Origin of the sequence: Acidilobus saccharovorans 345-15 (assembly GCF_000144915.1) — an archaeon.
In the GTDB taxonomy this organism is placed as follows: domain Archaea; phylum Thermoproteota; class Thermoprotei_A; order Sulfolobales; family Acidilobaceae; genus Acidilobus; species Acidilobus saccharovorans.
Map to the genome: position 1 here is coordinate 137,923 of NC_014374.1, position 24,854 is coordinate 162,776.

A 24,854-nucleotide genomic window follows, 5' to 3' on the forward strand; every position below is an offset into this window, starting at 1 on the left:
TCGCTGAAGGCCTGCGCTTAGGCCTTAGCTATGCAGATCTCTATGCTGCTTACCCTCCTTGTCTTCTGCTGGTTCGTCTGCGGGTCGGTGACAGTTATGTCGTGACTGCCTATGTCAATGCCCTTTATTGTGACGTTCTTGGCAAACCTGCTCCTCACTATCTCGACGGTGTCTACGGCCTTAGTTATGTTCCTTCCCCTGGCCTTTATCACCACCTGGCTGACGTTCTGCTCCATTAGGGTTGTCAGGACTGCCAAAACATAGTTCATTACAGGCTTCTTACCGATCCTTACCTCAGGTGCGCCCTCACAGACCATTTCGGACACCTCAGACCTAGACCTATGGACTGATTTGCAGTAGGACTATAGCCCATATAAAAGCTTTTTGGAGCCTCCCGCGCTGTTTGGGCAGGCGTTTTGTCGGAGCCTGGCGGTGGCCTGCCTAATTGAAGCTAGCGCTTTTAACTTCTCTGGGCTGGAAATGAACTATGAGAAGAGATAATAAAAAGTGACAGGAGGAGGTGTGCAGCGTGGTAATGTACGATCCGCTCTTTGGGCTTTTCGCGTTTATGATGGCCTACTGGTGGCTGCTGATCCTAACTTCTATAGCCGCTGGGGGCGCGGTGGCATTAATGGCGGCAATAGCGCCTAAGGCGATCAAGGGCGAGCCTAAGAGCCTGGCGAGGCTAAGGACTTCAATGGCTATAACAGCAGTGGCAATAGTCCTAGCTGGGGTCGGCGTCTTCATAGGGGTGGCCGAGCTCATTGGCTACATCTTTGGGTACTCGCTCGCGGGCTCCTACCTAGTAATGACTGCCGTCATATTCACGTTCTTCATAATATTGATACAGTGGCTCCTCTCGCCGCTCTTCATAAACCTGGTGTACAGGACCCACCCGCCCAGGACTGACGAAGAGAAGAAGTACCAGGCGATGCTAGAGGAGGTCGCCAGAAGGAGTCGCATAAGGACGCCTAAGCTCAGGATAGCAGAGACCAACGTGCCAAACGCCTTCTCCTACGGCAGCCCACTGTCTGGCAGTTACGTGGCCGTTACGAGGGGGCTCCTCAACCTGATGCCCGACGACGAGGTTGAGGCTGTGCTAGGCCATGAAGTAGGTCACCTCAGGCACAGGGACGTCTCATGGATCTTGGCACTAAGCGTCATACCCCTGGCAGTCTACTACCTAGGTCAGATGCTCATCTGGAGCGGCTTCTTTGGAGGCGGTGGCGGCGAGGGGAGGGGCAGGGGCAGCGGGGCAAACGGCGGCATACTGCTGATGCTTGTTGGAATGCTGCTGGTGGTGGTAGGCGTCGTGTTCAGGTTCCTGGTCGGCAACTTCAACAGGCTAAGGGAATATTATGCAGACGCTAACAGCGCCATGGTGACCTCCCCAAGGAAGATACAGAGGGCCCTGGCGAGGCTCCACATAGCGGTAGAGGGCAACAACTACTTTAAGCACCAGGTCAACTCCAGCAGCGGTTCCATGCTTAAGGCGCTCTTCATAGTGGCGCCCTTCGTTGAAATAAGTGGGGGCTTCCTGTACGAGCCCGATGAGGGCGCATGGCCCTGGAGGAGGAGAAAGGAGCCTGACCTGAGCAGGTACAGGGACTACGACGTCGACCAGCTGATAGAGAAGATAAAGAATGAGAAGACGGATCCAGTGGCTGAGATGTTTGCAACGCACCCGCCTATACCAAAGAGGCTCAGGTTCATTGACAACATAAGGTACTCCGTGAATCCTGTTGAGCCTTAATTCGAAGTCTTTTCTTGCTCTAAGTGAAGGCTTTCTCCACCTGGGGCTGCCCCGTCAAGTCACCATATAAATTAATAATAAATAAAAATAGATAATACCGTCGCTGGTGGAGGGCTAAGCCCCCTAGGCGGGTTCGGGCCAGCCTGGGGCCCTTTCATTAATAGGTGCCAGCGCAGCTCCAACAGCTGGGGTTGAAGCCTGACGCCTGAACCGGCCGCCAAGAAGAAGGGGCCAAACCTGGACGAGTTCCTGAAGCAGCTCGAGATGGCCCTGCGTAACGACGGGTCCCCCCAGGCAGGAGGGCAGGGCAGGGCCAACGAAGGACGCAGCTCAGCGGCCTCAGCAAAATCAGAAGGGAAGGGCGGCGGCAATGATAGGGCCCCAGCAAAACAGCCCCAGAGCCAGAAGCAGCCGGAGCCTGCCACGGGTAAGAGGGCGGCCAGAAGCATACTAGACTTCATGAGCGAGCCCAGCGCCCAGGAGCCGCCCCAGACAGCCCAGAGGCCAAAGGCAGAGCGGATCGATAAGCAAGAGGCCAGCGAGGTCCCTACTAAGGTTCAGCAGGAGCCGGAGGAGCCGCCAAGAAGCGAGCCTGAGGTTAAGGAAGTTAGACTTCCCGAGACCTACGCGTGGTACGCCAGCTCCAATGATTACCTGGTTGAGGCCCAGCAGGGCCAGAGGGTCCCAGGCCAGTGGTGGCTCTTCCAGGAGGAGACCTACGCGGCCCAGGCGTCAGGCTACCTGCTTGAGGTAAGGTATGACGGCGACCTTGGCAAGGCCGTCGCCTTCATATATGACCCCTCAACAAGTAAAGTGGTTAAGTGGGTGGACAGGACCGGGCATAAGCCCTACTTCCTGACAAACATGGAGCTCGGGGAGGACGGCAGACCCCCTATAGATTTGACCAAGTACAAGTCCTTCAGCAACCTCGCAGTGGTGACCAAGAGGGACCCTATAACCAACCGCGACGTGAAGCTGACTAAGATAATAACCAACGATCCCCTGGCCGTCAAGACGCTGAGGGCTGTGCTTACAGAGAAGGGCTACAGGGTGTGGGAGGCGGACATAAAGTACTTCCTGAACTACATCTATGACAGCCAGCTCATACCTGGCATGCCGTACGACGTGTCTGACAGCTGGAGGCAGAAGGAGTGGAAGCGCAGCGAGGAGTTGGAGAAGCTCATAAAGGAGTCCTTCACCGAGGACCTGAGGGACATGGCGCTTGACTGGCAGTACATATTTGAGGAGCCGTCACCCAAGGTCCCTAAGGTCGCCTTCGACATAGAGGTCGTGGCCCCTGGCGAGGGCCGCTTCCCTGAGCCCAAGGAGGCTGACATGCCGGTAATGAGCGTCTCCATAGTAGATGACAAGGGCAACAAGTCCGTGCTCCTGCTGGCCAGGCCTGCGAGCCGGTTCAGCGGCAGGCAGAAGCTCGAAGGCGAGGTTGAGCTCTTCGACAGCGAGAGGGCCATGCTGCTCGAGCTGCTGAGGAGGCTGAGCCGCTACGCCGTGGTCTTCACGTTCAACGGCGACAACTTTGACGTGCCATATATCTACAACAGGCTGGTAAACCTAGGCGTGAGGCCGGAGGACATACCAATAGTGTTCCTCCAGGACTACGTGACCTTCAAGGGAAGGCTGCACGTGGACCTTCACAGGGTCTTTGACATAAAGGCCCTGCAGAGCTACGCCTTCGGCAATAAGTACAGGGAGAAGAGCCTTGAGGCGGTTTCCGAGGCGCTCCTCGGCCAGACGAAGCGTGAGATCAGCACGTTCCTTAACGACGTGAGCCTTGACGAGCTGGCGGCCTATAACCTTCAGGACTCAGTGCTGACCATGGGCCTCGTCATCTTCAACAACGAGCTCACCTGGAACCTGCTGGTCCTCCTGATGAGAATAAGCAAGTCAGGCCTTGAGGAGGTCTCCAGGTCCCAGGTCTCGGCCTGGATAAAGAGCACCCTTTACTGGGAGCACAGGAGGAGGGGCCTGCTGATACCGAGCAGGGAGGACATAGAGAGGATGATAGGCAAGCAGGCCCCGAGGAGCGCCGCCATAATAAAGGACAAGAAGTACAGGGGCGCCATAGTGCTCCAGCCGCCTCAGGGCGTGTTCTTCAACGTAATAGTCCTTGACTTCGCAAGCCTGTACCCGTCCGTTATAAGGAACTGGAACCTGAGCTATGAGACTGTCGACAACCCGTACTGCCAGAAGTACGTCGAGGCCCCTGAGGTTGGGCACAGGATATGCATGGACAGGAGGGGGATCTCAAGCCAGCTCGTGGGACTGCTGAGGGACTTCAGGGTTAAGGTGTACAAGAAGAAGGCCAAGAGCAAGGACCTAAGCGAGGAGGAGAGGATCTGGTACGAGACCGTCCAGGCGGCTATGAAGGTGTACATAAACGCTAGCTACGGCGTCTTCGGAAACGAGGCGTTCGCGCTCTACAGCCTCCCGGTGGCCGAGAGCGTCACAGCGATAGGTAGGGCAACGCTGCTTGAGACGCTGCGCAGGGCCTCGGAGCTGAACCTGCACATACTCTATGGCGACACTGACAGCCTCTTCGTCTGGGACCCGCCGAAGGACGCCCTCAACGAAATAATAAAGTACGTGCAGGAGAAGCTGGGCATGGACCTGGACATAGATAAGACCTTCAGGCTGGTGCTCTTCAGCGGCCTCAAGAAGAACTATGTAGGCTTTGACGGCGACAGCTACATAATAAAGGGCATGGTAGCTAAGAAGAGCAACACGCCCGAGTTCATAAAGTTTGAGACGGCCGACGTCATGAAGATATTGAGCGGCCTGCAGCGCCCGGAGGACCTGGAGAAGACCCTGGACCTGCTCAGGGAGAAGGTGCAGGAGATATACACTAAGCTCAGGAGGAGGGAGTACACGCTGGACCAGCTCGCCATATCAGTGATGATGAGCAAGGACCCGATGGAGTACAAGAAGAACACCCCACAGCACGTCAAGGCAGCCCTGCTCCTCATAAACGAGGGCGTCCCCGTCACCAGGGGGGACATAATATCGTTCGTGAAGACGAAGGATAAGGTGGGCGTTAAGCCCGTGAGGCTTGCAAGGCTGGCCGACGTTGACACTACTAAGTACCTGGAGTACGTGAGGTCAGCCTTTGAGCAGTTCCTGCTGGCCTTCGGGGTCAGATGGGATGAGATGACTGGCGTCAAGAAGCTCCTCTGAAGCGTCAGCCCTCACACGGTTCCTCATCCCATGGGTCGGGCCGAAGTCGCTCTTCATCCGCCGCCTCCTCAGCTGTGGAAGAAGTTTAAGTGCTCTGAGCTCCACTGCTAAGAATTGAAAGGCCTTCGCGCAAAGGAAAACATAGCGAAGAACACTAAAGTTAAAGAAAATCAGGAAAAAGGGCTATAGGCTTTCGTCATCACTTGGGGCTCCTTATGCCCCACAGCTTCCTGGCGGTGACCTTGAGGCCCGCACTTATGGCGTCAAGTATCTTGGGGTTCAGCTGCATCCTGGCCCTCGCTGGGGGCGGTGATATCTTGCTCAGCTGCAGGCCCAGGCTCAGCACTGAGCTCAGCACCTCGCGCGAGCCTGGGTACTTGGTGCCCCCTATGAGGTCGGCGAAGTAGGGCGCCCACGCGGTTGGGTCCCTGCTCCTCCTAGTTATCACCAGGAAGCCTCCAACCGCGGCGCCGACCTCAGGCTTTATCTTGTATGACGTGTAGTTGCCGGTGCTGGCCTCCTCCTCTATGTAGTTGCCGTTCTTAAGTGCCGTGGAAAGCATGTCAAAGAGCTGCTGCGCCTTCCTGCCGCCTATCCTTACCAGGGTGGCCTCCCTTCCCTGAGATCCTGGCCCCCTGAACTGTATGATTAGCCCCCTAGCTGTCTTCCTGAGCACGAGCCTGTACAGCACGGGCTTAGAGCTCTCCTCTGCCGCCAACCTAGCTCACCTCTACGACTCACAGAGTTAGTGACAGCCAGCTAAATTATAGTTTTCCTCCGCGAAACGGGGGCTATCAGCTTCTGCGAGCATTGTCTGGAAATACCGCCACGTGAGACGTCATAATTAAAAAAGGTGAAACAATGACCTGTAGCTGACTAAATGGTCACTTACTGGGCCTCCAGCCGGCAGCGTAGGCTATAGCCGTGCCCAGGAGCACTACAGCTATGTTTATTGCAAGCGATATGATGCCTATGTATATCGAATGCCCAAACACAGGGTAGGCTGACTTTGTCAGCGGGCCGAAGTGATTGGCCAGGAGCAGCAGGTATATTCCTGATAACATACCAGCAACCCACCCTGCAATTAGGGAGTGCTTGTTCAGCTTCCTCGTCAGGAGGCCCAGGAACACCGGTGGAAGGGTCTGCAGTATTATGATCCCTCCAGTGAGCTGAAGCTGAATTGCATACGTCAGCGGGGTCACGAACACGAAGCCCAGGGCGAGGAACTTGAAGAACACCGAGGCCCACTGCGCGGCCCTGGTCTCCCCCCTCTCGCTGAGCCTGAAGAATGGCTTTATTAAGTTCCTGACCAGCAGGTTGGCCTGAGCTATGGCCATTATAGCAGCTGGCACCATGCCGCCAACGAATATGCCCAGGAGCACTAAGCCGGCGAACCACGACGGCAAGGTGGCCACCGCGAGGGCTGGAACAGCTAACAGGCCCCTCTCGGCGGCCGGGAACTGGGAGAGCAGGCTCTCGGCGCCCGGGGAGGCGTAAACCAGTATGCCCAGCAGCGCGAGTATCGCAAGCCCTATGCCGTAAAGGGGCAGGAGCGCCGTGCTGTACCTGAGCGCCTTCCTGGACTCCGAGCTGAGGGAGCCGTTAACCGCGTGTGGGTAAAGATAGAGTGCCAGCGCGCTCCCTATGAAGAGGCTCTCATAGGCTGAGGCGAACGCGGGCTTGAGGTACTCAGTGCCGCTGATAAGGTTGTGCTTGGCAGCTGCGCTGAAGGCCGCGGAGAAGCCGCCATTTATCGAGAGCGGCACTATAATAATGAGCGATATGACCCCAAGCCACACCAGCACGTCCTTGAACACGGCCCCGAGGGCCGAGCCCCTGAGGCCGCTCGTGTAGGTGAAGGCGGCCAGTATTATGAATGCCACCACCAGCGCTATCTCAGAGATCCTTGTGGCGCTTGAGAGGCCGGTCATCATGACCTCCAGCACGGCCCTCATGCCGTCTATCTGAAGGGCTATGTAGGGCAGCTCCGCCACTATGCCCGTTACAGCAACAAGTATAGCTAGCGTCACGGAGTTGAACTGGTCCTGGACGAAGTCAGCGGCCGTTATGTACCCCTTCTCCCTGGACTTGTCCCAGAGCATAGTCATAAACAGCATGGCGACGGCGAAGGTTATGGCTACGTAGGGCACCGCAAAGAAGGCTATGGCGCCCTGGGCATACTCGAGCGATGGGACGGCCACAAAGGTATACGCCGTGTAAAGGTCGGCGCCTATGAGGAACCATGCAAGGAACACTCCAAGCCTCCTGCCGGCCAGGGCCCACTCGTGCAACTGGGCTAGGTTGCCCCTCCTCCACCTGGCCCCGTAGAAGCCCAGGAACACGAAGACCACAAAGAAGGCCCAGAACGTAACCCAGCCGGCGATGCCCAGCATGCCTTCTCACCTCCCGCTGAGCCACCTTTCCCACAGGACTGCAGCTACGATGAACAGTAGCGACGATATCACCAGCCAGAGCGTCTGGTACCAGTAGAAGAACGGAACGCCCCCAAGGGACGGGCTGACAAAGTCATAGGTTGTATATGCCATGTAGGCTATGAGAGGTATTATAAGGAGTATTGCGATCACTACCTTCTGTCCTACGGTAAGCCCTCCGCTCATCTCTATCACTAGGAATACCTAGACTTGTATACATTTTTTATGCTTTTTTCTTAGCTCATATATGTTTTATCTTTTTATTATTTAAGACTCTAACTAAAAGGCCTTGGGTTTCCATCGCGGCCTGAACGTTATTTAACTAAGCCTGAGAGCAGGAGAGGCAGGGTCAGGCATTGCAGGGGGCCGGCGAGGGCTATCCAAGGAAGTTAGTAATAGGGGATATCAACAACATGTGGATAGAGTATGACAAACAGAGCGACACACTATATATAGGGTTCAGCGACAAGGAGGCCGAGGAGAGCTTCATGCTCGACGATGGGACGATAGTTAACGTCAGCGGCGACGAGCTGATAAGCATAGTTATACAGAACGCCAGCAGCAGGCTTAACCTCTAGCCGCTCCTCCTTACCTTTGAGGACACGCTGACGAGAACTTCCTGTATCAGCCCCGTCACCCTTCCAATGCCGTCAATGTCCTCACTTACGTCAACTACCCTGCTCGCCGCCGACAGGAGCTCCCTCTCCCTCCTTGAGCCTGCCATGAGGTAGTAGCCCAGGAGGGCCTCCATGTAGTCGTCCCTTGCAAGGCAGCACCCGACGAGCATCTCGTACTCCCTGGTGGCCTTCTCTATTCCCTCCCTGGCGCTCCTGATGGACCTGATTGTGTCCTCTATCTGCTCTACCATGCCCTCCCTCTCTTCATCCCTCAGCGACATGTACTGGTTAAGCTGCCCCCTCATCCTCTCCAGGAGATCTGCGTGCTCCTGGAGGGCCTGGGCCGCCCTAGTAACGTTGAACTGAATAAGTTCAGTTATGTTACCGCAGTTCACCTTGCAGTCGCTCACTTCGGGGACCTCACTGACACGGTGCTCCTGTCGGCTATTCCGTGCTCCCTCATTTCGTCAGGGTTGGCCCACACCGAGGTGTCGTCGTCCGTGGACTCATCTATGGCTGCCTTGAGCCTGAGCCTTATCTTGCCTCCCACGGCTATCTCAGCCTCATCAGTTATGCCGAGCTCCGTGGCCAACTTCTTGGAGATCCTTAGGGTCCCCTGCTCGACCGCAGCGTCATGTATGAGCTTCACCCTCTTCTCCTGTATCTTGGACTGCTTCGAGTAGAGGGTAGACGCGGGAGGTATGAAAGACAGCATCTTGCCGATGTCCACTTTACCCTCGTCACCCGAGCTCATGGTCTCTACCCTTCAGGCTCTACAGGCTTCCCGAGCTGAGCTATGTCCACCAAGTTATAAATAAATTTCTTCAAGGCCTCGGGCGCGTCCTCAAGCCTGAGCCTGACCTGGCGCCACGTGTCCCTGTCCCTCAGGGTCACAGTGCCATCCTCAAGGGTCTGGTAGTCAACCGTGAAGGCCGCCGGCACGCCTATCTCGTCCGCCCTCGCGTACCTCTTGCCAATGCTGCCCGAGTCGTCGTAGAGCACAGTGAAGCCCGCGGAGACCAGCAGGTCCCTGAGCTGCCTGGCCCTGGCCTCGAGCTTCTCCTCGCCCTCTATTAGCGGGAACACAGCGGCGTCCACGGGCGCCAGGTACCTCGGCAGGGAGAGCACTACCCTGCCCTCCTTCTCCCTGTAGGCCCTCTCAAGTGCCACGTAGAGCAGCCTGTCGGTGCCAAAGGAGGGCTCGACCACGTGGGGTGTGTAGCTCCTGCCGCTGACCTTCTGCTCAACCTCCACTATCTTAACTGCCGAGGCGGGGAACTCGAAGTCCCCCACCCTGAGCTTGCCCATCTCCCTGAGCTGCCTCTCGGCCTCCTCCGCGGGCAGCGACTCAGCCAGCTTGACAGCCTCGGAGGCCCTTGACCTGTAGGTGCGGCCCGCGTACGCTAGGTCCACGAGCACCTTCTTCACCTTCTCAACGCGGGGCTCCTTGTAGGGCTCAAACACCTTCAGGTCCTGGCCGCTGTACTTCATGTGCCTGCTGAGGTCGTAGTCACCCCTGTAGGCGTAGCCGGCCACCTCCACCCAGCCCCACCTTGAGGTCCTGACGAGCTGGTCGAAGACCTGCGTGGCGTAGTGGGCCTTCTCCTTGGGCCCCTTCTCCTCGAAGAAGGTCTCGTCCTCGGTCACACCTATGTACTTAACGAGGTCGAGGCCCACGGTCATCCAGTAGGCCATGCATGGGTGCGCCACGACCTTCTTCTCTATGAGCTCCCTCACCGTGAACTCCTGCGGCCCCCCGCCCTCAAGGCGGACCTTGTACTGCCTGACCCTGAGCTTGCGGTCCATCACCCTGTCTAGGTTTGGGCACTGGCCGCTCTGGGGGTCGAAGAAGAACTCCATTTCCATTATCGTGAAGTCCCTCAGCCTTATCATGCCCTGCCTTGGGCTTATCTCGTTCCTGCCGACCCTGCCAACCTGGGCTATGCCGAGCGGCATCCTGTTCCTCATGGTCTCGAGGACCCTCCTGAAGCTGACGAACATGCCCTGGGCCAGCTCTGGCCTTATGTAGCCCACGCTCCCCTCGTAGGGGCCTATCTGGGTCTTGAAGAGGAGATTGAACGTGCTCACCTCCGAGAGCTCGCCCCCGCAGACGGGGCACCTTATGTTGTTCTCCCTTATCTTCCTGGTCAGCTCCTCCGGGCTGAGCCCCTCAGCGCTGACCTTAAGGGCGTCCTCGACCAGGTGGTCAGCCCTGTATATCCTGCCACACTTAGTACATCTGACAACGGGGTCGGTGAAGCTCTCCACGTGGCCGCTCGCCTCGTAGACTATGGAGGGCCCCACTGCGGGGGTCTCTATCTCTACAACGTAGTCCTGGTGGTTGAACACAAAGAGCCTCCTCCAGGCCTCTATTATCTTGCGCTTCACAGTCAGTCCGTATGGACCTATGTCATAGAACCCCGCGAGTCCGCCGTAGATCTCGTAGCTGGGCCAGAAGAACCCCCTTCTCTTAGCAAGGTCGACTATCTTGTCATAGATGTCCTCCGTCAATCCTGTTCACTTCCCGCGCTCCCTCTGTGCATGAGGTTTTAATCTATTGAAGCGACATGACCAAGGGGACTGGGATGGGGCTCGGAAGGCTTTACATAACCACGGCTAACAGGCAGTTCGCCGGCATAGAGGGTAACCCGAAGTCTAAGTATAGGATAATAGGGGTCCCCTACGACTCGACGACGAGCTTCCGGCCCGGCACCAGGTTTGGCCCTGACGCCGTCAGGCTCGCCGCTGCTGGGCTCGAGAGCAACAGCGCCTTCATAAAGGACGTCTACCTCGAGGACCTGTCTCCCCTCGATGAAGGCGACGTCGCTGTCTCTATTGGGGACACCGGCGAGACCCTTGCTAGGGTCGAGGCCGTGGTGAGGGAGCTGGCCTCGGCGGGCCTCCCAGTTATGATAGGCGGCGAGCACACAGTTACGCTCGGCGCCCTCAGGGCCCTGGCTGACAGGAAGCCCTGCGTTGTCATGTTTGACGCGCACCTGGACCTCAGGAACGAGTACCTTGGCCTCAAGGTGGGGCACGCGACCTTCATGAGGAGGGCCCTGGAACAGGTCAACATACCCAGGCTAATTTACATAGGCGCCAGGGCGTTCTCAAGGGAAGAGCTAGAGTTCGCCAGGTCCAAGGATAACATAATAACCATCTTTGGGCCCTCTGACCTCATCACCTTGGGCCCCATCAACGTGGCCTCCAACGTGCTGTCAGCCCTCAAGAGTTGCGAGAGCACATACCTGACTGTAGACATGGACGCCTTCGACCCTGCCTACGCCCCAGGCGTCGGCAACCCGGAGCCCCTGGGGCTAGCGCCGTACGAAGGGCTCTACCTGGTGTCCCGTATAGTTGACGAGAGGCTTATCGGCATGGATGTGGTCGAGGTCTCGCCCCACTATGACCCAGGAGGTGGGACGGCGGCGCTAGCCGCCAAGGTATTAATAGAGGCCATGCTTAAGCACTACGTATCGCGGGCTAAGGCCTCTAGATAGCGTAGACCCTCCTCGGGGCAACTATGGTTGAAGGCGCCCTCACCTTAACGAATATCCTGTAGCCGCACTTTGGGCACACCATGCTGTAGTATTGGCTCAGCTCGCTCTTGCTGGCCTTGTAGCCGCACCTGAGGCACATGTAGTAGACCTCCCTAGGCTTAATGCCGTAAAGCTCCACCTCCCCAGACTCGCCCGTCCCCTGGGCCTCGCCCTCGTCCACAGGCTCCTCTGACACCTTAGGCTACCCTAAAGGTAGCGGCCCGGCAAACGTATATATCCTTAGCTACAGCCTATCAGCAAGAGAGGGAGGGGTGGCTGCAAAAACCCATGTCTGAGAACATAGAGTGTGGGGGACTGCCTCCTGAGATCTGTGAGCAGCTTAACGCAGAGCAGCAGATTATTAAGATAAGACTTGAGGTAAGGAAGTTCAACAAGCAGGTCACAGTAATCGAGGGCATAGACAGCAAGCAGTTCAACCTCAAGGAGATAGCTTCAAAGCTGAAGAGCGAGCTGGCGGCCGGCGGCACCTATAAGGATGGAAGAATAGAGATACAGGGCGACCACAGGAGAAGGGTCAAAGAGATCCTCGTCAGGATGGGCTTCCCTGAGGAGAACATAATGATAATAGAGTAAGTACCTCTCGTTTTGCACTCACCCTAAGGCTCTTTTTTAAATGGCTGGCTACCCTAGCCAGCCAGGGACAGCGTTGAGGCCGATAGCCGTCTACGTGGGCGGCTCAACTCTTACCTCCACAATCCCAGGCCTCAGCATAGCCGGCCCCTCCCCAGAGGGGACCCTCTACACCCCCACGCTCGACCTTGAGTACCTGACGCTCGGGCTTCCCAGGACCATGAATGTGATTCCCATGACTCCTGACGGCCTGCCGACGCCAGCACTCATAACCAGGGCCGCGCTTGAGCTCATCAAGGTCCCTTACCTTGTCGTTGACGCCGGCACCTACTATGGAATAAAGGCGCCGCACGTGAGGCTTCCCAGCGCTAGACATGGGGGAAATATAGCCGAGGGGCCTGCGATGCCGAGGGGCACCGCCAGGTCCCTCTTTGAGGAGGCGAGGACCTTGGGGAGGCTCATATCAAGGGGCCACGACCTCGTCCTCATAGGTGAGACCATACCTGGCGGGACCACGGTGGCCGCGGCAATAATGAGCGCGGCCGGCCTGGACGGCGTGAGCTACGTGAGCAGCGCCTCCCCTGACAACCCCAAGGACCTGAAGCGCCAGGTGGTCTCTAAGGCGCTCAGCAGGGTCAGCGAGGGGTCAGACATATTCAGCATAGTTGACGCCGTTGGCGACCCTGTTCACGTGACCATGGCAGGCGTGGCCCTCGGGGCTATGGAGGAGGGGGCCATGGCTGTGTTGGCCGGGGGCACCCAGATGGGGGCGGTCCTTGCAATCCTCAAGGGAGTTGGCGCGGACACCAGTAAGGTCTCGCTGTGGACGACCAAGTGGATCCTTAACGACGAGACGTCAAACATAAGGGCCATAGCCGAGGCCTTTGACGTCAGGGACCTGGAGGGATCCGAGGTAGACTTTTCCGACTCGCCGTTTGAGGGGCTGAGGATGTTTGAGAGGGGCTTCGTTAAGGAGGGCGTCGGCGCTGGGGGCACCATGGTTTTGGCCGCCAAGATGGGATTTGACGCGAACAGCGTCAAGTCGGCCATATACTCCGAGTACAAGAGGCTAAGGAACCTTGGCAGCGCTTGAGCTGGGCGACAGGTACCTTATAGTGAACTTCGGCGCCCCCAGGCACATACTTACCACGGCCCACCCCGAAGGCCTGGTGATGGCCTCGAAGGTTGCAATTTACCAGGTAACAGACTCCGACGACCTTTCAAGGCCTGAGAGGTTCAAGGAGGAGGTCAGGAGGGCCCTGGGCCTCGGCGGGAGCGACCCGGTGATGCTCACCGCGGCCGACGTTAGCAAGTATAGGAGCGCCGTCGAGGGCAACTATGGGGTCGTTGCCACAGTGGGCCTCTCTCACCCCTCATGCCACGACATGAGGTCGACGTACGTCCCCCTTATGCCATCAACTATAAACATAGTTGCCTGGGTGCCCGACAGGCTGACGGCGTCAGCCATGGTAGACCTCCTCAGGGTCGTGGCGGAGACGAAGGCTGCAGCCTCGGCGGACCTGATGCTCAGGTGCGACGGCGGGAGGGCCACGGGCACCGTGAGCGACGCCATAGCTGTGGCCGCCACCCTAGATCCCTCAGGAGCCCTGTGGGCTGGGCAGGCAACCACTGTAGGCTCCAAGGTGGCGTCCCTTGTCTACAGGGCTCTCGTGTCAGAGAAGCCCTCCCGCGAGCAGGTGCTCTCGTGGGCGCTGGGCCTCAGCCTCGAGGAGCTAGTCGATGACGCCATGAAGCTCTACAGGTCAGCCCCAGTGCCCGGCGTGGCTGAGGGCAAGGTTAAAGAAATGGTCGCACGAGAGCTCAGCCGAATACTTCAGGACCCGAACGTCTGGGCCTTCATAGTGGCCGCCAGGGAGAACGACATCAGGGGACAGGAGGGCCTGCTGCCTGGCCTCGGTTCCGATGAGTTCGCAGCCGACACCAAGAAGGTTATAGCCGATGAGCTGCTGGCCACAGCGCTCAGCCTCTACATAAACGGCTTCAAGGCTCTGACCGCCACGTACTGGGCTGACGCCATGAAGGACAGGCTCGGCCTTAAACTGGCCTCGCTGCCGATGTTCGAGGACGACATAGCTGCGTCCCTGGCGGCCTCAGCCCTCTCGAGGGTCTACGACAGGCTCCTGGGCGAGGGCCATGATTGAGGTGGCGGCCATAATGGCCGGAGGCCTTGGGTCAAGGCTTGGAGGCCCCTGGAAGCCCACGGTTAACGTCTGCGGGAGGCCCCTCATAAGCTACGTTATTGATGCCGTCTCGCCAGTGTCAAGGCTCGCGCTAATAGTGACTTCACCCGCGTCCTCGAGCTACCTGAGGGGGCTCTCGCTGCCGCCCAGCTTCGCTGAACTTATGCTGGATGGCAGCGGCTACGGCTATGACCTTGGAAGGCTGCTTAACGTCGTGAGGCCGAGGCCCCTGCTGGTGCTTCCGGCGGACCTTTATGGCCTGAGGGCCAGGGACCTGGAGGAGGCCTGCCGCGTGAGCCTTAGGGTCGCGGAGCCCGTGGTGACTGTGAGGGCGCGCGGAGAGTACGTCGGCATTTCCATCTTCAAGGGCTACAGCTACGATGAGTGGGCTGACGTAGATATTGACATGGACGTGATAAATGTTAACGACGGTGAGTCGCTTGAGGAGGCCCGCGGCAGGTGTAAATAGAGCCCATGGGGGAGCGGCTCCCCCTGGGGCCCTGGACTTCAGCGCCCCAGCGAACCCCCTGGGGCCTCCGCCTGGGCTGAGGGAGGCCGTCAGCGAGTGCGCCGCCCTGGGCTCCTACCTCAGGTACCCCTCCCCAAGTGACTACTTGAACCTCCTGGGAGCGGTCTCCGAGTTCCTGGACGTTGACGAGGACCACATAGTGCTCTCCAACGGCTCGGCCGAGCTGCTGTCCCTAATACCGCTCTCGCTCAGGGCCAGGAGCCTTATAGTGGTGGAGCCCAACTTCGGCGACCACGAGCTCCTTGCGAGGGCGACGTCCCTGGAGCTGGTCAGGGTCGTGATGAGGCCCTCGGACAACGCCTTCTCCCTAGACGAAGACGGCGTCATCAGAGCCGCTAAGGCTGCGAGGGGGCCTGCCGTGCTGGTGCTCTCCAGGCCTAACAACCCCACGGGCCTTACTGTTGATGAGAAGGCCATAGATCGCATAGCATCATCCCTGCCCAGGCACGCCTGGATGGTCGTTGATGAGGCCTTCGTGGACCTCTGCCCCAGCTGCCGCAGCCTAGGTGATCGCGACGACATAGTAGTGCTCAGGTCCTTTACTAAGAGCCTCGCGTCGCCGGGCCTCAGGCTGGGGGTCATGGTGACCGCAGACAGGAGGGCCCTTGAGGCTATAGCGGGCTCCATGCAGGCCTGGCCCGTGGACTCTATAACGGCCTGCTCGCTCTCCAAGGTCCTTGCCCTTAAGTCAACGGCGCTTCACGTGGAACGGGGGAAGGAGATAGTTAGGCAGGAGCTGCCCAGGGTTACATCGGCCCTGAGGTCCATGGGGCTCAAGGCCTTTGACTCCTCGGCCCCATATGTTTTGGTAAGACATACGCTGCCAAACCCTCAGTTCCAGAGGTCCCTGCTGGCTCACGGCTTTTACGTCAGGGACGCCTCCACGTTCTACTCCCTTGACAGCCATTACTCAAGGATATCGATAAGGTCGCCTGCGGAGAACGACGCCATCTTAAAGGCCCTCGAGGTGGTCATGGGTTGGGCCTGAGGGACCTCCTGGCCCTGTTCACAAGGCTCCCCGTGGGGTCTGGGGACCTGGAGGCGGCCGCCTCGAGCTTCTACATGGTGCCCATAGTGGGCCTGGCGGAGGGCGTCATAGTGTCGCTCGTGGGCTTCGCGGTTTCAGCTGTTAAGCCAGCGCCTATGCTAGCAGCGGCGCTGATGCTAATAGCTCACGTTGCCGTGACCGGCGGGCTTCACCTGGACGGGCTGGCCGACTACAGCGACGTCCTGGGCTCAGGCCTCAGGGGTGAGGAGGCAGTTAGGGTCCTCAAGGATCCCAGGAAGGGCTCGTTCGCTATCATGGCAGTCGTGGTGGCCCTGGTGGCCAGGCTCTCGGCGTTCTACTACCTCTACAGGTGCCCAGCAATCATAGTTGCCGCGTACGCGTCGTCCCTGGAGGCCTCCTTTGTGGCCGCCAGGGCAGGTGTCCAGGAGCCCTACGAGGGCATGGCCTCCCGCTTCGAGAGGGCTGCCAGGGACGGCCGACAGCTGCTGCTAAACGCGCTGACCTACATAGCAATAATGACAGCTATAGCTGTCTTAAGGCCGCTCAGCCTCATAGGTGCAGCGGCGCTGCTGGCGGGCTTCCTGCTCGCGGCCGACGCGAACTCAAGGCTTGGTTTCGTCAACGGTGACGTGATGGGCGCTTCCATAGAGGTCGGCGGAGTGGTGGCCCTGGTCCTGGGTGCCCTGGCTTGATGCTGCCCAGCTTCCTTTACCCAGGTCCCTTGGAGCTCCTCTCAGCCCTGGCCCTCGCGCTCGTCCTTGACATAGTCTACCCCTACCACAGCGGCTTCATGCTGATGGTACACCCCGTCCACACATCCTACTTCATGGCGCTCAGGCTCTACAGGCCGTTCTCGTCGCGTGCCCGCGGAGCTATGATATGGGCTGCGGTCATGTCGTCTCACCTGGTGGCTTACGCAGCGGCGCTCTACCTGGCCTACAGGCTCAGCCCCATCGCGTGGATTATTGTGGCGGGCTACATAACTAAGACGTCGGCCTCCCTGAGGCTGCTCATAGACGAGGTCAACGGCGCGGGCAGGGCGCTTGAGGAGGGCGACCTGGGCAGGGCCAGGGCCCTAGCCCAGGGCCTCGTGAGGAGGGACCTAAGCGTGGAGGACGCGGGCCACGTGGCATCAGCGGCCATAGAGTCCCTGGCCGAGAGCCTCAATGACGGCTTCGTCTCCCCCCTCTTCTGGTATGCAGTCCTTGGACCCCTGGGGGCCCTGGCCCAGAGGCTCGTCAACACGTTGGACGGGGCGCTGGGATTCAAGGACCCCGAGCACCTGAAGGTGGGGTGGGCGAGCGCCCGGGCTGATACCATAGTTAACTACATACCCGCGAGGCTCACGGCCGCGCTGATAGTCATAGCCTCCGCGAGGTCCGCCAGGAGGGCGGCAGCCGCGTGGGCCTCGTGTTCAGGGCTGACAGAGAGCCTGAACGCCGGCGCACCGATGTCGGCCATGGCGGGAAGCCTTGGAGTGACCCTGGAGAAGAGGGGCTCCTACACCCTCTGCCCTGAGTTCGGCAGGCTCCCAGGAGCTCAGGACATAAGGGGGTCTGTCAGGGTCGCCTTAGCGGCGGCGTCGCTTATGGTGGGCCTTGAGGCTATTATTTTAGCCCTGCTGCGCGCCTGATCGCGGAAGTGAAGCCAGCTTGAGCTGCGAGGCCCTGGGCCTCAGGCTCCTTAGCCGTGTGGGCGACCTGCTCAGGAGGAGCTCCTGCGACTGCGTGCTTTTCAGCGGCGGCATAGACACCAGCTTTGTCACCCTCGCAGCCGTGGAGGCCGGCCTGAGGCCTAAGCTGATCACAGTCCTCTTTCAGGGGTCCGCCGATGAGCCATACGCTGAGTACGTCTCCAAGGTGCTTGGGCTTGACCTAATTAAAGTGAGGCCGACCCCCGAGGAGGCCCTTGAGTGCATCGACGTCGCCCTAAGGTCGATGGTTACCATAGACCCCATTGAGGCTGTCTCGGGAAGCGCGGTGTGTCTCGGGCTCAGGAAGGCCAGGGAGCTCGGCTGCAGGTGCGTGGCAACCGGCGACGGAGGGGACGAGCTATTCATTGGCTATGACTTCCTGTTCGGCAGGGACAGGAATTACCTTGATGGCTGGCTCAGCAGGGTGGCCAGCAGCGCCTTCTTCAACTCAGTTCCCATATCAGCCCAGCTCGGCGTCACCGTGCTCCTGCCCCTCTACAGCGATGATGCCAAGGCAATCTCGCGGGAGGCCTTTAATGAGGGGTGCGACGTCAGGGATGTTAACGGAACCACCTACGGCAAGTACCTCATGAGGAGGGTCCTGGAGCTCAAGGGCCTCAGCCTGGTGGCCTGGAGGAGGAAGGACCCCATAACCAGGGGCAGCGGCTCAGAGCGGCTGCTGGGCCTCATGTCGTCCCTGGTGGGAGATGAAGAGGTCAGGAGTCTGACCTCGCTTACGGGCGTGCTGGTGCCCTCAAGGCCTCACGCCTACCTGCTGGGCAGGAGGCTGTCCCTCAGGCTCCCTATGCCTGGCAAGGCGACGAGGAACCTCTGTCCCATATGCGGGTCCGAGCTTAGGGACGGCTTCTGCAGGTTCTGCGGCGCCTACATCGACGAGGCAGGGAGCCTCTCCGTCTACTCCGACGACGCGTCCAACATATCTGGGGCCTCCAGGCTCCTCTCAAAGGGCCCTAAGGGCTGAGAGCATGAACCTGGCGTTGCCCAACATCCAGTGGTCGTTGTTAAAGAAGACGTAGACCTTCCTTGGGCTGAGGGACCTTATGGCGCTGACGTCCTCCATGAGCTCCCTCTCGCTGTAGTTGTAAGCGTACCAGGCGCTCCTCCCGTGCATCCTGAGGTAGACGATGTCATTGAAGCTCCTTATTATCACCCCGAGCGGCGAGTCCAGCGACACGAACGTGGCCCCCAGCCCCCTGGCCTCCTCAATGGCTTCCTCGCTGAGCCAGGAGCTGTGCCTGAACTCAAGGGCTGCCCTCGGGCCGAGCCCTGCCCTGGCCAGGAAGTCCCTCAGCCTCCCCAGGTTCTGCTCGTTAAAGGAGAAGTTCGGGGGCAGCTGAAAGAGGTAGAAGTCTATTACGTTATCCATTGGAGAGAAGAGCTGCCTGAACTTAAGCCAGAGCTCCTGGGCCCTCTCGTTGAGCCTGTGCACGTGGGTTATCAGCCTGCTCACCTTGATGGACCACCTGAGGCCTGAGCCCCTCCTGGCCCAGCCCTTGACCTGCGATGGGAATGGGAACCTGTAGAACGAGGCGTTGAGCTCCACGGCGTTGAGGCCGCTTTTGCTCACGTACCAGTCAAGGCTGCCGTCCTCGTTCCAGTCGTAGAGCCAGCCAGAGGTCCCGACGTAGACCTCCAAGCCCTGAGCCTCCACAATGTTATCCCCGTCAGCTAGCTTAAAGGCCCTTAGGCCTGCTATCTAACCGCGTGGAGGTGCGGGGCCGCGCAGGGGGACGCCAACAAGGGCGATGAAGTGGGGAGCAAGCTGATGTCGCTGAGCCCCCTCTCGCTCTACATACTGTTCCACCTGAAGAAGGCCAACGTTGACTACGCGGGGTCCATATCCAAGGTAATAGAGGTCCCGATAGATAAGGTCGTTGATGAGCTTGACAGGCTTGAGGCGGCCGGCCTGATACAGAGGAGGGTGGGGGGCTCGTCAATAAAGCGCAGCGAGGCAAGGTTCAAGCTGTCCGACGAGGTTCACAAGCACCACGTCTACTACGAGCTGAGCAGGGAGGGGGAGGGCCTGGTGAGGAGCCTAATGCGCGACCCCCAGGAGCTCTGCAAGTACTTTGAGTACCTGACAGGTCACAAGAACGTGCTCAAGCTTCTCCTCTTCCTCTTTGAGGTTGAGAACGAGCACGCGGGCACGCTGGCCAAGGTGGTCGGCGACACCCCGTGCAACACCGTGGACCTGCTGGACAGGCTTGAGACCCTGGGCCTCGTGACCAAGGTAAAGGAGAAGGTCATAAAGGCCTCCCACAGGAAGGCGAAGCCAAAGCCTGAGACGAGGACACACCACGTCTATTACAAGGTGAGCGAGCTGACGAAGATGCTCATAAGGTACAGCGGCCTCAGGAGGGCCTCATAAGGGGCCGACGCTTGGCCTTCCCTGCCTAACCCCCTGGCCGGCCCACGGCCTGAGCGCGTCAAGGCCTCCCGTCAGGAGCTTCACCAGGTTCTCCGCGTGGGCCCTCGCCCTGTTTATAGCTATCTCCTTGAGCTCCCTTGGGTCCTGCGACTCGTCCTCGTGGACCGTCACGTCGACTATGACCTTCCCCGTGAGCACTGAGAGCATAACGAGGCCGACGCTCATGGCTATGTAGCTGTACTTGTCCACCTGGGAGGCGCCGACCCAGCCAAGAGTTATAATGCCGTCGCACCCCATGTCTATGAGCCTGCGGGCGGCCCCGGGGAGGTCCTTTATGCCTGGCACTGTGTACCTCACTACCCTGTAGTCTGGGAGCTCCTCCCTCAGCACCTCCTCGGCTACGGAGCCCATGTCGACCCTTGAGAACGTCGTGTCAATCACTCCAACACAGTTCGACCCCTTCACAGGCCTCCATCACCTCCCTGCCGCTCACCAGCGCCAGGCCCTCCCTCTCAGCGATAGCCCTGGCCTTTTCAAGGCTCAGGGAGGGGCCGCGGTCAAGCATCTCGGCAAAGGTGGTGGCGGGCTCAAGGCCTGCCAGCGTCGCTAACGCTATGCTGAGCTCCGTGTGCCCCCTCCTGCTCCTGAGCCCCCTGGACGCGAGGAGCGGAACATGCCCGGGGGCCTGGAACTCGCCCAGGAACTTCCTCCTCGCCCCCTCCCTGTCGCCCGAGACGAACATCTTGACGACCTCGTAGAGCTCCCTCACGGTCCTTGACCTGTCCACGTCGCTTATGCCCGTCCTCACTGACATGTGGTTCACCCATATGGTGAAGGCCGGCCTGTCGCCGTAGAACAGCTTCCTCTCGGTCAGGGGCCTCAGGGCTGGAACTGAGGCTATAAGGTCGTCGCCCCAGGGCACCCCGAGGTAACTGGCTATTGACCACCTGGTGGCAAAGCATATGAGGCCCCCGGCCATGGTCCTTAAGGTGTATATGGCGTCCGGCGTCACCGAGGACGCGTGATATACAAGGTCCACCTCTGACTCCCTGGAGTCCGAGTCGTATATCAACACTGGCCTGCCGTCCTTGAAGGCCTTTATGGCATCATCTACGCCCACGCTCAACCACCAACGAGGTAGTTAGGGCCAGTAGGGAGATTATTAGCAGAACGTAGGGTCCCTCCAACAGGTCCTTGCCCAGGGCCTCCCCGCCTCCGCTGCCTGGACTTACATATATGGGCGGCGGCAGGCCCTGAGGCTGTGTATGATGAGCGGAAGGACCGTTCGTTAAGCCTCCCAACACTATATTGGCATACCAGCCGTCGCCCCTCAGTAGTACTGAGAGCCACGTTGAGTTAGTGAAGTATGTTACGAGCTGAAACTCCGGCAGGTTACCCTCAAACTCAACTATGTGGCCGCAGCTCGCCTCAGACCCATTTATAATGCTTTCAAGGCCAGGGATCCCGCTGGCATTTACATAGGAGCTGCCCTGCCAGATCCCCGCCAGGGAGGCGTTGCTGCTGTTCACGCATAGCGTTACATCAGCGGTCCAGCCTCCAAGCGATTGAACGTACGTGGGGCTCACGTTGATGAGCTTGAGGGACGCGTTAGAGATGGTTATGAGAACTAGGCCTCTGGCCTGGTAATAAGTCGTTATCTTGGAGCTGCCGGCTGGAAGGCTAACATATGTGACGTCAACGCCGTTAACCCTTAGAGCTGCCAGCTGAGGCGATGCAAGCGTTATCGTGGAGTTCTGAACGGCTACAGAGCTGTTGCCTATCAGTATCAACATGGTCAGCAGGAGTAGTGCCGGGAGCGTCTGGCACCAGCTCAAGGCATCGCACCGACGGTGGCGTTAGTGAGGGCCTGCACGAAGGAACCTGTCAATATTGTTACGCTTGACTCCATTAGTGCCGCGACCACCAGCAGGAGCACTGAGAGCACCAACATGGAGAACGCCACGGAGTAGGCCTTGCTTAGGCCCCGCTTAAAGATGAGAACCATGGAGGAGGCCACCAGCGAGAACGCCGGTATCTCTATAACGCCGTGCGGCGCCAGGAAGTAGAATATTGCGAGCGAGCTGCCGTGAATCGGTAGCGTGTAGACGCTGACGAAACCGACGAGGCCCCCGTTGAGCACTACCACAAATATCGGAAAAACCATGGTTATCATGAGGACGAAGTCCATTATGTCCGTCAAGGAGTTCTTGGCAAATATTATGCCAGGCAGGGCGGCGTAAAAGTAAGGCGACGATGTATTTACAAAGCTTACTATGCTCCTTATGCTCTGCGTCTGGTTCAGCAGGTACTGGCCTACGTAGCTGCTTACTATCTCCTTGTAAAACGTGGCCACCAAGATGGCTACTACACCAAAAGCGATAATGAACAGGTACCAGGCCCTCCTGTAGGTGCTGTCACCGGCAAGCTCATCTAGCGCGTCGTCAAGCAGGCCCATCCCCCTCACCCCATGCGACCAGGACGGCGCAGTCCCTGGCTATCCTGTCGGCTATCTTCAGAAGCACCTCCGGGGTCGTCTCAATAAGGCGGACGCTCTCGCAGGCCCTCAGGCACTCCTCGGGGCTGCCGCACCTAACGAAGTTCACTTTAAACTCAGGCGCTTCGCTCAAGCTGACCCGGCCTAGTGAGCGACTGGCCGTGAAAAGTTAAATGAATATAGCTTTCAGCAAACACAGGGTTCTAGGATAACGCCGGCGGTGATGGGCCACGAAAGGCAGAACCAACAAGGTTAGGTCAGAGGCCTTGATGAACGTGTGGAACAACATAATAAGCGTGTGGGACTCAGGCCAGCAGGTCGACAGGCAGGGCGCTATAGAGCTGCTCCGAAGGGAGTACGAGAGCCTCAAGATCACGCCCATCAAGGGCTCGGCTGACCCGTCTGACCTCTACGACAAGGAGCTTACCAGCCTCTACGTAATGGGTAAATATGGCATGGGACTTGACGAGCAGTACCCCGAGCAGTTCGACTCCCTCTTCAACCTTGAGATCAAGTTGGAGCAGGCCGCTTCCATGCTGATCGCTGAGGGGGTGAACGCGAAGGATAAGGTGCTCATGTTGCTTGGCACTGTAGACGGCAACACCGTTGCAAGGATTCTCAGGATAGGCCTGACCAAGGTCTACTTCGGCTTTGCTGACGACTCCCACATGAAGCAGCTGAGCGACGCCATATCGGCCGCGTTCCCCGAGAGAGCTGATGACGTTAACAGGTTCCTCAAGTTCTACTCCGCCTTCAAGGTAGCCCTGGCCATAGAGCAGGGCTCCGTGAGGGACAGGCTCACGAAGGAGGCCCTCAAGGAGGCCGTTGCAATACAGCTGGGCAGGGGCAGGGAGGCGGTGCCCAGCGACAGGTACATAGTGAAGATAGCCTCGGAGGTTTTCAAGGTGCCTGGGAAGGTGCTGAGGCAGATCTTCGGGGGCATCAAGGAGGGGACGGGGAGGCCCTAGTCATATCCTCAGCCCGAAGGCCTGCCTCAGCATCTCCTTCACTATGGTCAGCCTCTGGACCTCGTTTGTGCCCTCGTAGATGGTAGTTATTATGGCATCGCGCAGGTACCTCTCGAGGCCTGTCTCAAAGTCGACGCCGTAGCCTCCGTGTATCTGCACTGCCTGCCTGGCTATCCACTCGGCGGACTCCGAGGCAAAGGTCTTGGCCAGGCTCGCCGCTATCGTGTACTCAGGCCTCCCCTGGTCGGCCAGGCTAGCTGCCCAGTAGGTCAGGAGCCTTGAGGCCTCGAGCCTTATGTACATGTCTGCCAACTTCTCAACTATCATCTCAAAGTTGACTATCCTCTGCCCAAACAGCTCCCTCTGGAGGGCGTAGTTGACGGCCTTCTCAAACGCCGCCTGGGCTATGCCGACGGCCTGGGCGGCTATGCCTATCCTTGTGTGGTCGTAGGTTGTGACCACTACCTTGAAGCCCTCGTTCTCCTTACCAACTACGTTCTCCGCTGGTACCTTGACGTTATCTAGGACCACCTCATAGGGCTGCTCGCCCCTCATGCCTATTACCCTGAACTGCTGCCCTATCTTGACCCCAGGCCAGTCCCTCTCAACCACAAAAGTGGTTATGCCCCACCACCTCTTGCCCTCCTGCGGCGGGCTTGTCCTGGCGGACACGAGGAGGTAGTCAGCCTCGCCAGCGGCGCTTATGAAGACCTTCCTGCCGTTTATTATGTAGTGGTCATTCTCCTTAACCGCCCTCGACTGTATGCCCGCCACGTCGCTGCCCCCGCTGGGCTCGGTGTTGGCGTGGGCCCCCCTCCTCTCGCCCCTTGCAATGGGGGTCACGTACTTCTTCTTCAGCTCCTCCGTGCCGAACTCCAGCACTGGGACAGCGAAGAGGTGGTTGACTCCAATAGCTACCGCTAAGCTCGGCACGGCCCTCGCTATCTCCTCCATGGCTATTGCTGTCATCAGCTGGCCGCCGCCCTGGCCGCCGTACTCCTCAGGTATGCCAACGCCCGTCAGGCCCTGCTCCGCCATTGCCTTGAATATCTCTGGCTGTATCCTGTTGCTCTCCTCTATCTCCCTCCACCTTGGCATCACTTCCCTCTCCACGAACTCCCTCACGGACTTCCTGAAGAGCTCGTGCTCCTCGGTCAGGCCTATCTTAAAGTCTTCAACGCTCTTGAATGGAAACACCATACTGGGTCCCATTCTAGGGGGTCCAAGGAAAATAATATGCGGAATGCCGTGCAGGCTTCTGACGGCTTCAGCTGGACAGCTTATTAAGCCGCCCTACGACAGTTCTAGACCTTGACAGGAGGCCTGTATCTTAAATCCCACTACATTACTTCTATATTATTGTTTAAAATCTGTACGCTAACCTCGAAACCTTTTAATTCTCACACCTCAGAGGGCTGGCTATAAAAGTGGTGGTAGCTTGCGTCAG

The 24,854-nt window shown here is 58.7% G+C and carries 28 protein-coding genes and 1 pseudogene; 14 read left to right on the forward strand and 15 right to left on the reverse strand.

Translation table 11 applies throughout. The features are described 5' to 3' along the window. Positions 1 to 17 precede the first annotated feature (17 nt). A complete protein-coding gene (gene albA / locus ASAC_RS00640; protein WP_013266048.1) occupies positions 18 to 317 on the reverse strand; it encodes a DNA-binding protein Alba in 300 nt (99 codons plus the stop codon). Positions 318 to 535: 218 nt separating this feature from the next. Here albA and ASAC_RS00645 point away from each other — a divergent pair, with 218 nt between their 5' ends. Together ASAC_RS00645 and ASAC_RS00650 are read left to right on the forward strand one after the other, a co-directional pair. Next, positions 536 to 1,753: a M48 family metalloprotease gene (locus ASAC_RS00645; RefSeq protein WP_148217231.1), complete on the forward strand. Its 1,218-nt coding sequence runs from the start codon at positions 536 to 538 to the stop codon at positions 1,751 to 1,753. A gap of 264 nt (positions 1,754 to 2,017) precedes the next feature. Then, on the forward strand, positions 2,018 to 4,945 hold the full coding sequence (locus tag ASAC_RS00650; RefSeq protein WP_013266050.1) for a DNA-directed DNA polymerase I: 2,928 nt from the start codon (positions 2,018 to 2,020) through the stop codon (positions 4,943 to 4,945). Between the two features lie 199 nt (positions 4,946 to 5,144). On the opposite strand, the gene ASAC_RS00655 is transcribed toward ASAC_RS00650, so the two are convergent. From ASAC_RS00655 to ASAC_RS00665, 3 genes are all read right to left on the reverse strand, one after another. After that, positions 5,145 to 5,663, reverse strand: coding sequence for a hypothetical protein (locus ASAC_RS00655; protein WP_013266051.1), 519 nt, complete (start codon positions 5,661 to 5,663; stop codon positions 5,145 to 5,147). 166 nt (positions 5,664 to 5,829) lie between these two features. Beyond that, complete coding sequence (locus ASAC_RS00660) at positions 5,830 to 7,338, reverse strand: sodium:solute symporter family protein (RefSeq protein ID WP_013266052.1); 1,509 nt, start codon at positions 7,336 to 7,338, stop codon at positions 5,830 to 5,832. 6 nt (positions 7,339 to 7,344) lie between these two features. Then, on the reverse strand, positions 7,345 to 7,563 hold the full coding sequence (locus tag ASAC_RS00665) for a DUF3311 domain-containing protein (protein ID WP_048812927.1): 219 nt from the start codon (positions 7,561 to 7,563) through the stop codon (positions 7,345 to 7,347). Between the two features lie 170 nt (positions 7,564 to 7,733). On the opposite strand from ASAC_RS00665, the gene ASAC_RS00670 reads away from it, so the two are divergent. Beyond that, entirely contained in the window at positions 7,734 to 7,955 is a 222-nt protein-coding gene (locus ASAC_RS00670; RefSeq protein WP_013266054.1) for a DUF2283 domain-containing protein, read from the forward strand. Here ASAC_RS00670 and ASAC_RS00675 read toward each other — a convergent pair. From ASAC_RS00675 to glyS, 3 genes are read right to left on the reverse strand one after another with little or no spacing between them, the layout of a single operon-like run. Continuing rightward, on the reverse strand, positions 7,952 to 8,404 hold the full coding sequence (locus tag ASAC_RS00675) for a hypothetical protein (RefSeq protein WP_013266055.1): 453 nt from the start codon (positions 8,402 to 8,404) through the stop codon (positions 7,952 to 7,954). The two genes, ASAC_RS00670 and ASAC_RS00675, sit on opposite strands and share 4 nt — an antisense overlap. Then, positions 8,401 to 8,748 (reverse strand): hypothetical protein, encoded by a 348-nt coding sequence (locus ASAC_RS00680; protein WP_013266056.1) that lies wholly within the window; start codon positions 8,746 to 8,748, stop codon positions 8,401 to 8,403. The genes ASAC_RS00675 and ASAC_RS00680 overlap by 4 nt, the downstream gene beginning before the upstream one ends. A gap of 5 nt (positions 8,749 to 8,753) precedes the next feature. Then, entirely contained in the window at positions 8,754 to 10,505 is a 1,752-nt protein-coding gene (gene glyS, locus ASAC_RS00685; protein WP_013266057.1) for a glycine--tRNA ligase, read from the reverse strand. Positions 10,506 to 10,579: 74 nt separating this feature from the next. On the opposite strand from glyS, the gene speB reads away from it, so the two are divergent. After that, a complete protein-coding gene (gene speB, locus ASAC_RS00690) occupies positions 10,580 to 11,494 on the forward strand; it encodes an agmatinase (protein ID WP_013266058.1) in 915 nt (304 codons plus the stop codon). Here speB and ASAC_RS00695 read toward each other — a convergent pair. Continuing rightward, entirely contained in the window at positions 11,487 to 11,729 is a 243-nt protein-coding gene (locus tag ASAC_RS00695; protein WP_013266059.1) for a TFIIB-type zinc ribbon-containing protein, read from the reverse strand. The two genes, speB and ASAC_RS00695, sit on opposite strands and share 8 nt — an antisense overlap. A 92-nt stretch (positions 11,730 to 11,821) precedes the next feature. Between ASAC_RS00695 and yciH the strand changes: the two genes are divergently transcribed. The 8 genes from yciH (at position 11,822) to ASAC_RS00735 (ending at position 18,538) form a co-directional block, all read left to right on the forward strand. Continuing rightward, positions 11,822 to 12,127, forward strand: coding sequence for a translation initiation factor (gene yciH / locus ASAC_RS00700; protein ID WP_013266060.1), 306 nt, complete (start codon positions 11,822 to 11,824; stop codon positions 12,125 to 12,127). A 73-nt stretch (positions 12,128 to 12,200) separates the two neighbouring features. Further along, a complete protein-coding gene (gene cobT / locus ASAC_RS00705; protein WP_148217074.1) occupies positions 12,201 to 13,217 on the forward strand; it encodes a nicotinate mononucleotide-dependent phosphoribosyltransferase CobT in 1,017 nt (338 codons plus the stop codon). After that, positions 13,204 to 14,286: a bifunctional adenosylcobinamide hydrolase/alpha-ribazole phosphatase CbiS gene (gene cbiS / locus ASAC_RS00710; RefSeq protein WP_013266062.1), complete on the forward strand. Its 1,083-nt coding sequence runs from the start codon at positions 13,204 to 13,206 to the stop codon at positions 14,284 to 14,286. The genes cobT and cbiS overlap by 14 nt, the downstream gene beginning before the upstream one ends. Beyond that, the gene (locus tag ASAC_RS00715) at positions 14,279 to 14,794 is read left to right on the forward strand and encodes an NTP transferase domain-containing protein (protein WP_013266063.1); all 516 of its coding nucleotides are present in this window, start codon (positions 14,279 to 14,281) and stop codon (positions 14,792 to 14,794) included. The genes cbiS and ASAC_RS00715 overlap by 8 nt, the downstream gene beginning before the upstream one ends. Continuing rightward, positions 14,766 to 15,842 (forward strand): pyridoxal phosphate-dependent aminotransferase, encoded by a 1,077-nt coding sequence (locus ASAC_RS00720; protein ID WP_013266064.1) that lies wholly within the window; start codon positions 14,766 to 14,768, stop codon positions 15,840 to 15,842. Before ASAC_RS00715 ends, ASAC_RS00720 begins: the two co-directional genes overlap by 29 nt. Continuing rightward, on the forward strand, positions 15,833 to 16,555 hold the full coding sequence (gene cobS / locus ASAC_RS00725; RefSeq protein ID WP_013266065.1) for an adenosylcobinamide-GDP ribazoletransferase: 723 nt from the start codon (positions 15,833 to 15,835) through the stop codon (positions 16,553 to 16,555). Before ASAC_RS00720 ends, cobS begins: the two co-directional genes overlap by 10 nt. Beyond that, complete coding sequence (locus ASAC_RS00730) at positions 16,555 to 17,496, forward strand: cobalamin biosynthesis protein (protein ID WP_013266066.1); 942 nt, start codon at positions 16,555 to 16,557, stop codon at positions 17,494 to 17,496. Before cobS ends, ASAC_RS00730 begins: the two co-directional genes overlap by 1 nt. 19 nt (positions 17,497 to 17,515) lie before the next feature. Beyond that, positions 17,516 to 18,538 (forward strand): asparagine synthase C-terminal domain-containing protein, encoded by a 1,023-nt coding sequence (locus ASAC_RS00735; RefSeq protein ID WP_013266067.1) that lies wholly within the window; start codon positions 17,516 to 17,518, stop codon positions 18,536 to 18,538. Here ASAC_RS00735 and ASAC_RS00740 read toward each other — a convergent pair. Beyond that, positions 18,518 to 19,228, reverse strand: coding sequence for a DUF72 domain-containing protein (locus tag ASAC_RS00740; protein ID WP_013266068.1), 711 nt, complete (start codon positions 19,226 to 19,228; stop codon positions 18,518 to 18,520). The two genes, ASAC_RS00735 and ASAC_RS00740, sit on opposite strands and share 21 nt — an antisense overlap. Before the next feature lie 99 nt (positions 19,229 to 19,327). Here ASAC_RS00740 and ASAC_RS00745 point away from each other — a divergent pair, with 99 nt between their 5' ends. Then, complete coding sequence (locus tag ASAC_RS00745) at positions 19,328 to 19,945, forward strand: DUF2250 domain-containing protein (RefSeq protein WP_013266069.1); 618 nt, start codon at positions 19,328 to 19,330, stop codon at positions 19,943 to 19,945. Here ASAC_RS00745 and ribC read toward each other — a convergent pair. Genes ribC through ASAC_RS00770 form a run of 5 tightly spaced genes read right to left on the reverse strand, consistent with a single transcriptional unit; the run spans position 19,940 to position 22,572 of the window. Then, on the reverse strand, positions 19,940 to 20,356 hold the full coding sequence (gene ribC, locus ASAC_RS00750; protein ID WP_048812929.1) for a riboflavin synthase: 417 nt from the start codon (positions 20,354 to 20,356) through the stop codon (positions 19,940 to 19,942). The genes ASAC_RS00745 and ribC overlap by 6 nt on opposite strands. Before the next feature lie 22 nt (positions 20,357 to 20,378). Then, entirely contained in the window at positions 20,379 to 21,065 is a 687-nt protein-coding gene (locus tag ASAC_RS00755; protein ID WP_013266071.1) for a 3,4-dihydroxy-2-butanone-4-phosphate synthase, read from the reverse strand. Beyond that, on the reverse strand, positions 21,052 to 21,780 hold the full coding sequence (locus tag ASAC_RS00760) for a hypothetical protein (RefSeq protein ID WP_048812694.1): 729 nt from the start codon (positions 21,778 to 21,780) through the stop codon (positions 21,052 to 21,054). The genes ASAC_RS00755 and ASAC_RS00760 overlap by 14 nt, the downstream gene beginning before the upstream one ends. Then, positions 21,777 to 22,400, reverse strand: coding sequence for a stage II sporulation protein M (locus ASAC_RS00765; RefSeq protein ID WP_013266073.1), 624 nt, complete (start codon positions 22,398 to 22,400; stop codon positions 21,777 to 21,779). Before ASAC_RS00765 ends, ASAC_RS00760 begins: the two co-directional genes overlap by 4 nt. Continuing rightward, positions 22,387 to 22,572: a hypothetical protein gene (locus ASAC_RS00770; RefSeq protein WP_048812695.1), complete on the reverse strand. Its 186-nt coding sequence runs from the start codon at positions 22,570 to 22,572 to the stop codon at positions 22,387 to 22,389. Before ASAC_RS00770 ends, ASAC_RS00765 begins: the two co-directional genes overlap by 14 nt. 121 nt (positions 22,573 to 22,693) lie before the next feature. Between ASAC_RS00770 and ASAC_RS00775 the strand changes: the two are divergent. Further along, a pseudogene (locus ASAC_RS00775) lies at positions 22,694 to 23,407 on the forward strand (DUF2192 domain-containing protein); the annotation flags it as partial. Here the strand turns inward: ASAC_RS00775 and ASAC_RS00780 are convergent. Further along, on the reverse strand, positions 23,408 to 24,607 hold the full coding sequence (locus tag ASAC_RS00780) for an acyl-CoA dehydrogenase family protein (protein ID WP_013266075.1): 1,200 nt from the start codon (positions 24,605 to 24,607) through the stop codon (positions 23,408 to 23,410). It abuts the pseudogene before it with no gap. Positions 24,608 to 24,854 lie beyond the last annotated feature (247 nt).

What these genes read in the sequence shown, in the direction of transcription:
- albA (WP_013266048.1), bottom strand. Translation starts at nt 317, where the DNA reads ATGGTCTGTGAGGGCGCACCTGAGGTAAGGATCGGTAAGAAGCCTGTA.
- ASAC_RS00645 (WP_148217231.1), top strand. Translation starts at nt 536, where the DNA reads ATGTACGATCCGCTCTTTGGGCTTTTCGCGTTTATGATGGCCTACTGG.
- ASAC_RS00650 (WP_013266050.1), top strand. Translation starts at nt 2,018, where the DNA reads ATGGCCCTGCGTAACGACGGGTCCCCCCAGGCAGGAGGGCAGGGCAGG.
- ASAC_RS00660 (WP_013266052.1), bottom strand. Translation starts at nt 7,338, where the DNA reads ATGCTGGGCATCGCCGGCTGGGTTACGTTCTGGGCCTTCTTTGTGGTC.
- ASAC_RS00665 (WP_048812927.1), bottom strand. Translation starts at nt 7,563, where the DNA reads ATGAGCGGAGGGCTTACCGTAGGACAGAAGGTAGTGATCGCAATACTC.
- ASAC_RS00680 (WP_013266056.1), bottom strand. Translation starts at nt 8,748, where the DNA reads ATGAGCTCGGGTGACGAGGGTAAAGTGGACATCGGCAAGATGCTGTCT.
- speB (WP_013266058.1), top strand. Translation starts at nt 10,580, where the DNA reads ATGGGGCTCGGAAGGCTTTACATAACCACGGCTAACAGGCAGTTCGCC.
- yciH (WP_013266060.1), top strand. Translation starts at nt 11,822, where the DNA reads ATGTCTGAGAACATAGAGTGTGGGGGACTGCCTCCTGAGATCTGTGAG.
- ASAC_RS00715 (WP_013266063.1), top strand. Translation starts at nt 14,279, where the DNA reads ATGATTGAGGTGGCGGCCATAATGGCCGGAGGCCTTGGGTCAAGGCTT.
- ASAC_RS00730 (WP_013266066.1), top strand. Translation starts at nt 16,555, where the DNA reads ATGCTGCCCAGCTTCCTTTACCCAGGTCCCTTGGAGCTCCTCTCAGCC.
- ribC (WP_048812929.1), bottom strand. Translation starts at nt 20,356, where the DNA reads ATGGGCTCCGTAGCCGAGGAGGTGCTGAGGGAGGAGCTCCCAGACTAC.
- ASAC_RS00765 (WP_013266073.1), bottom strand. Translation starts at nt 22,400, where the DNA reads ATGGGCCTGCTTGACGACGCGCTAGATGAGCTTGCCGGTGACAGCACC.
- ASAC_RS00780 (WP_013266075.1), bottom strand. Translation starts at nt 24,607, where the DNA reads ATGGTGTTTCCATTCAAGAGCGTTGAAGACTTTAAGATAGGCCTGACC.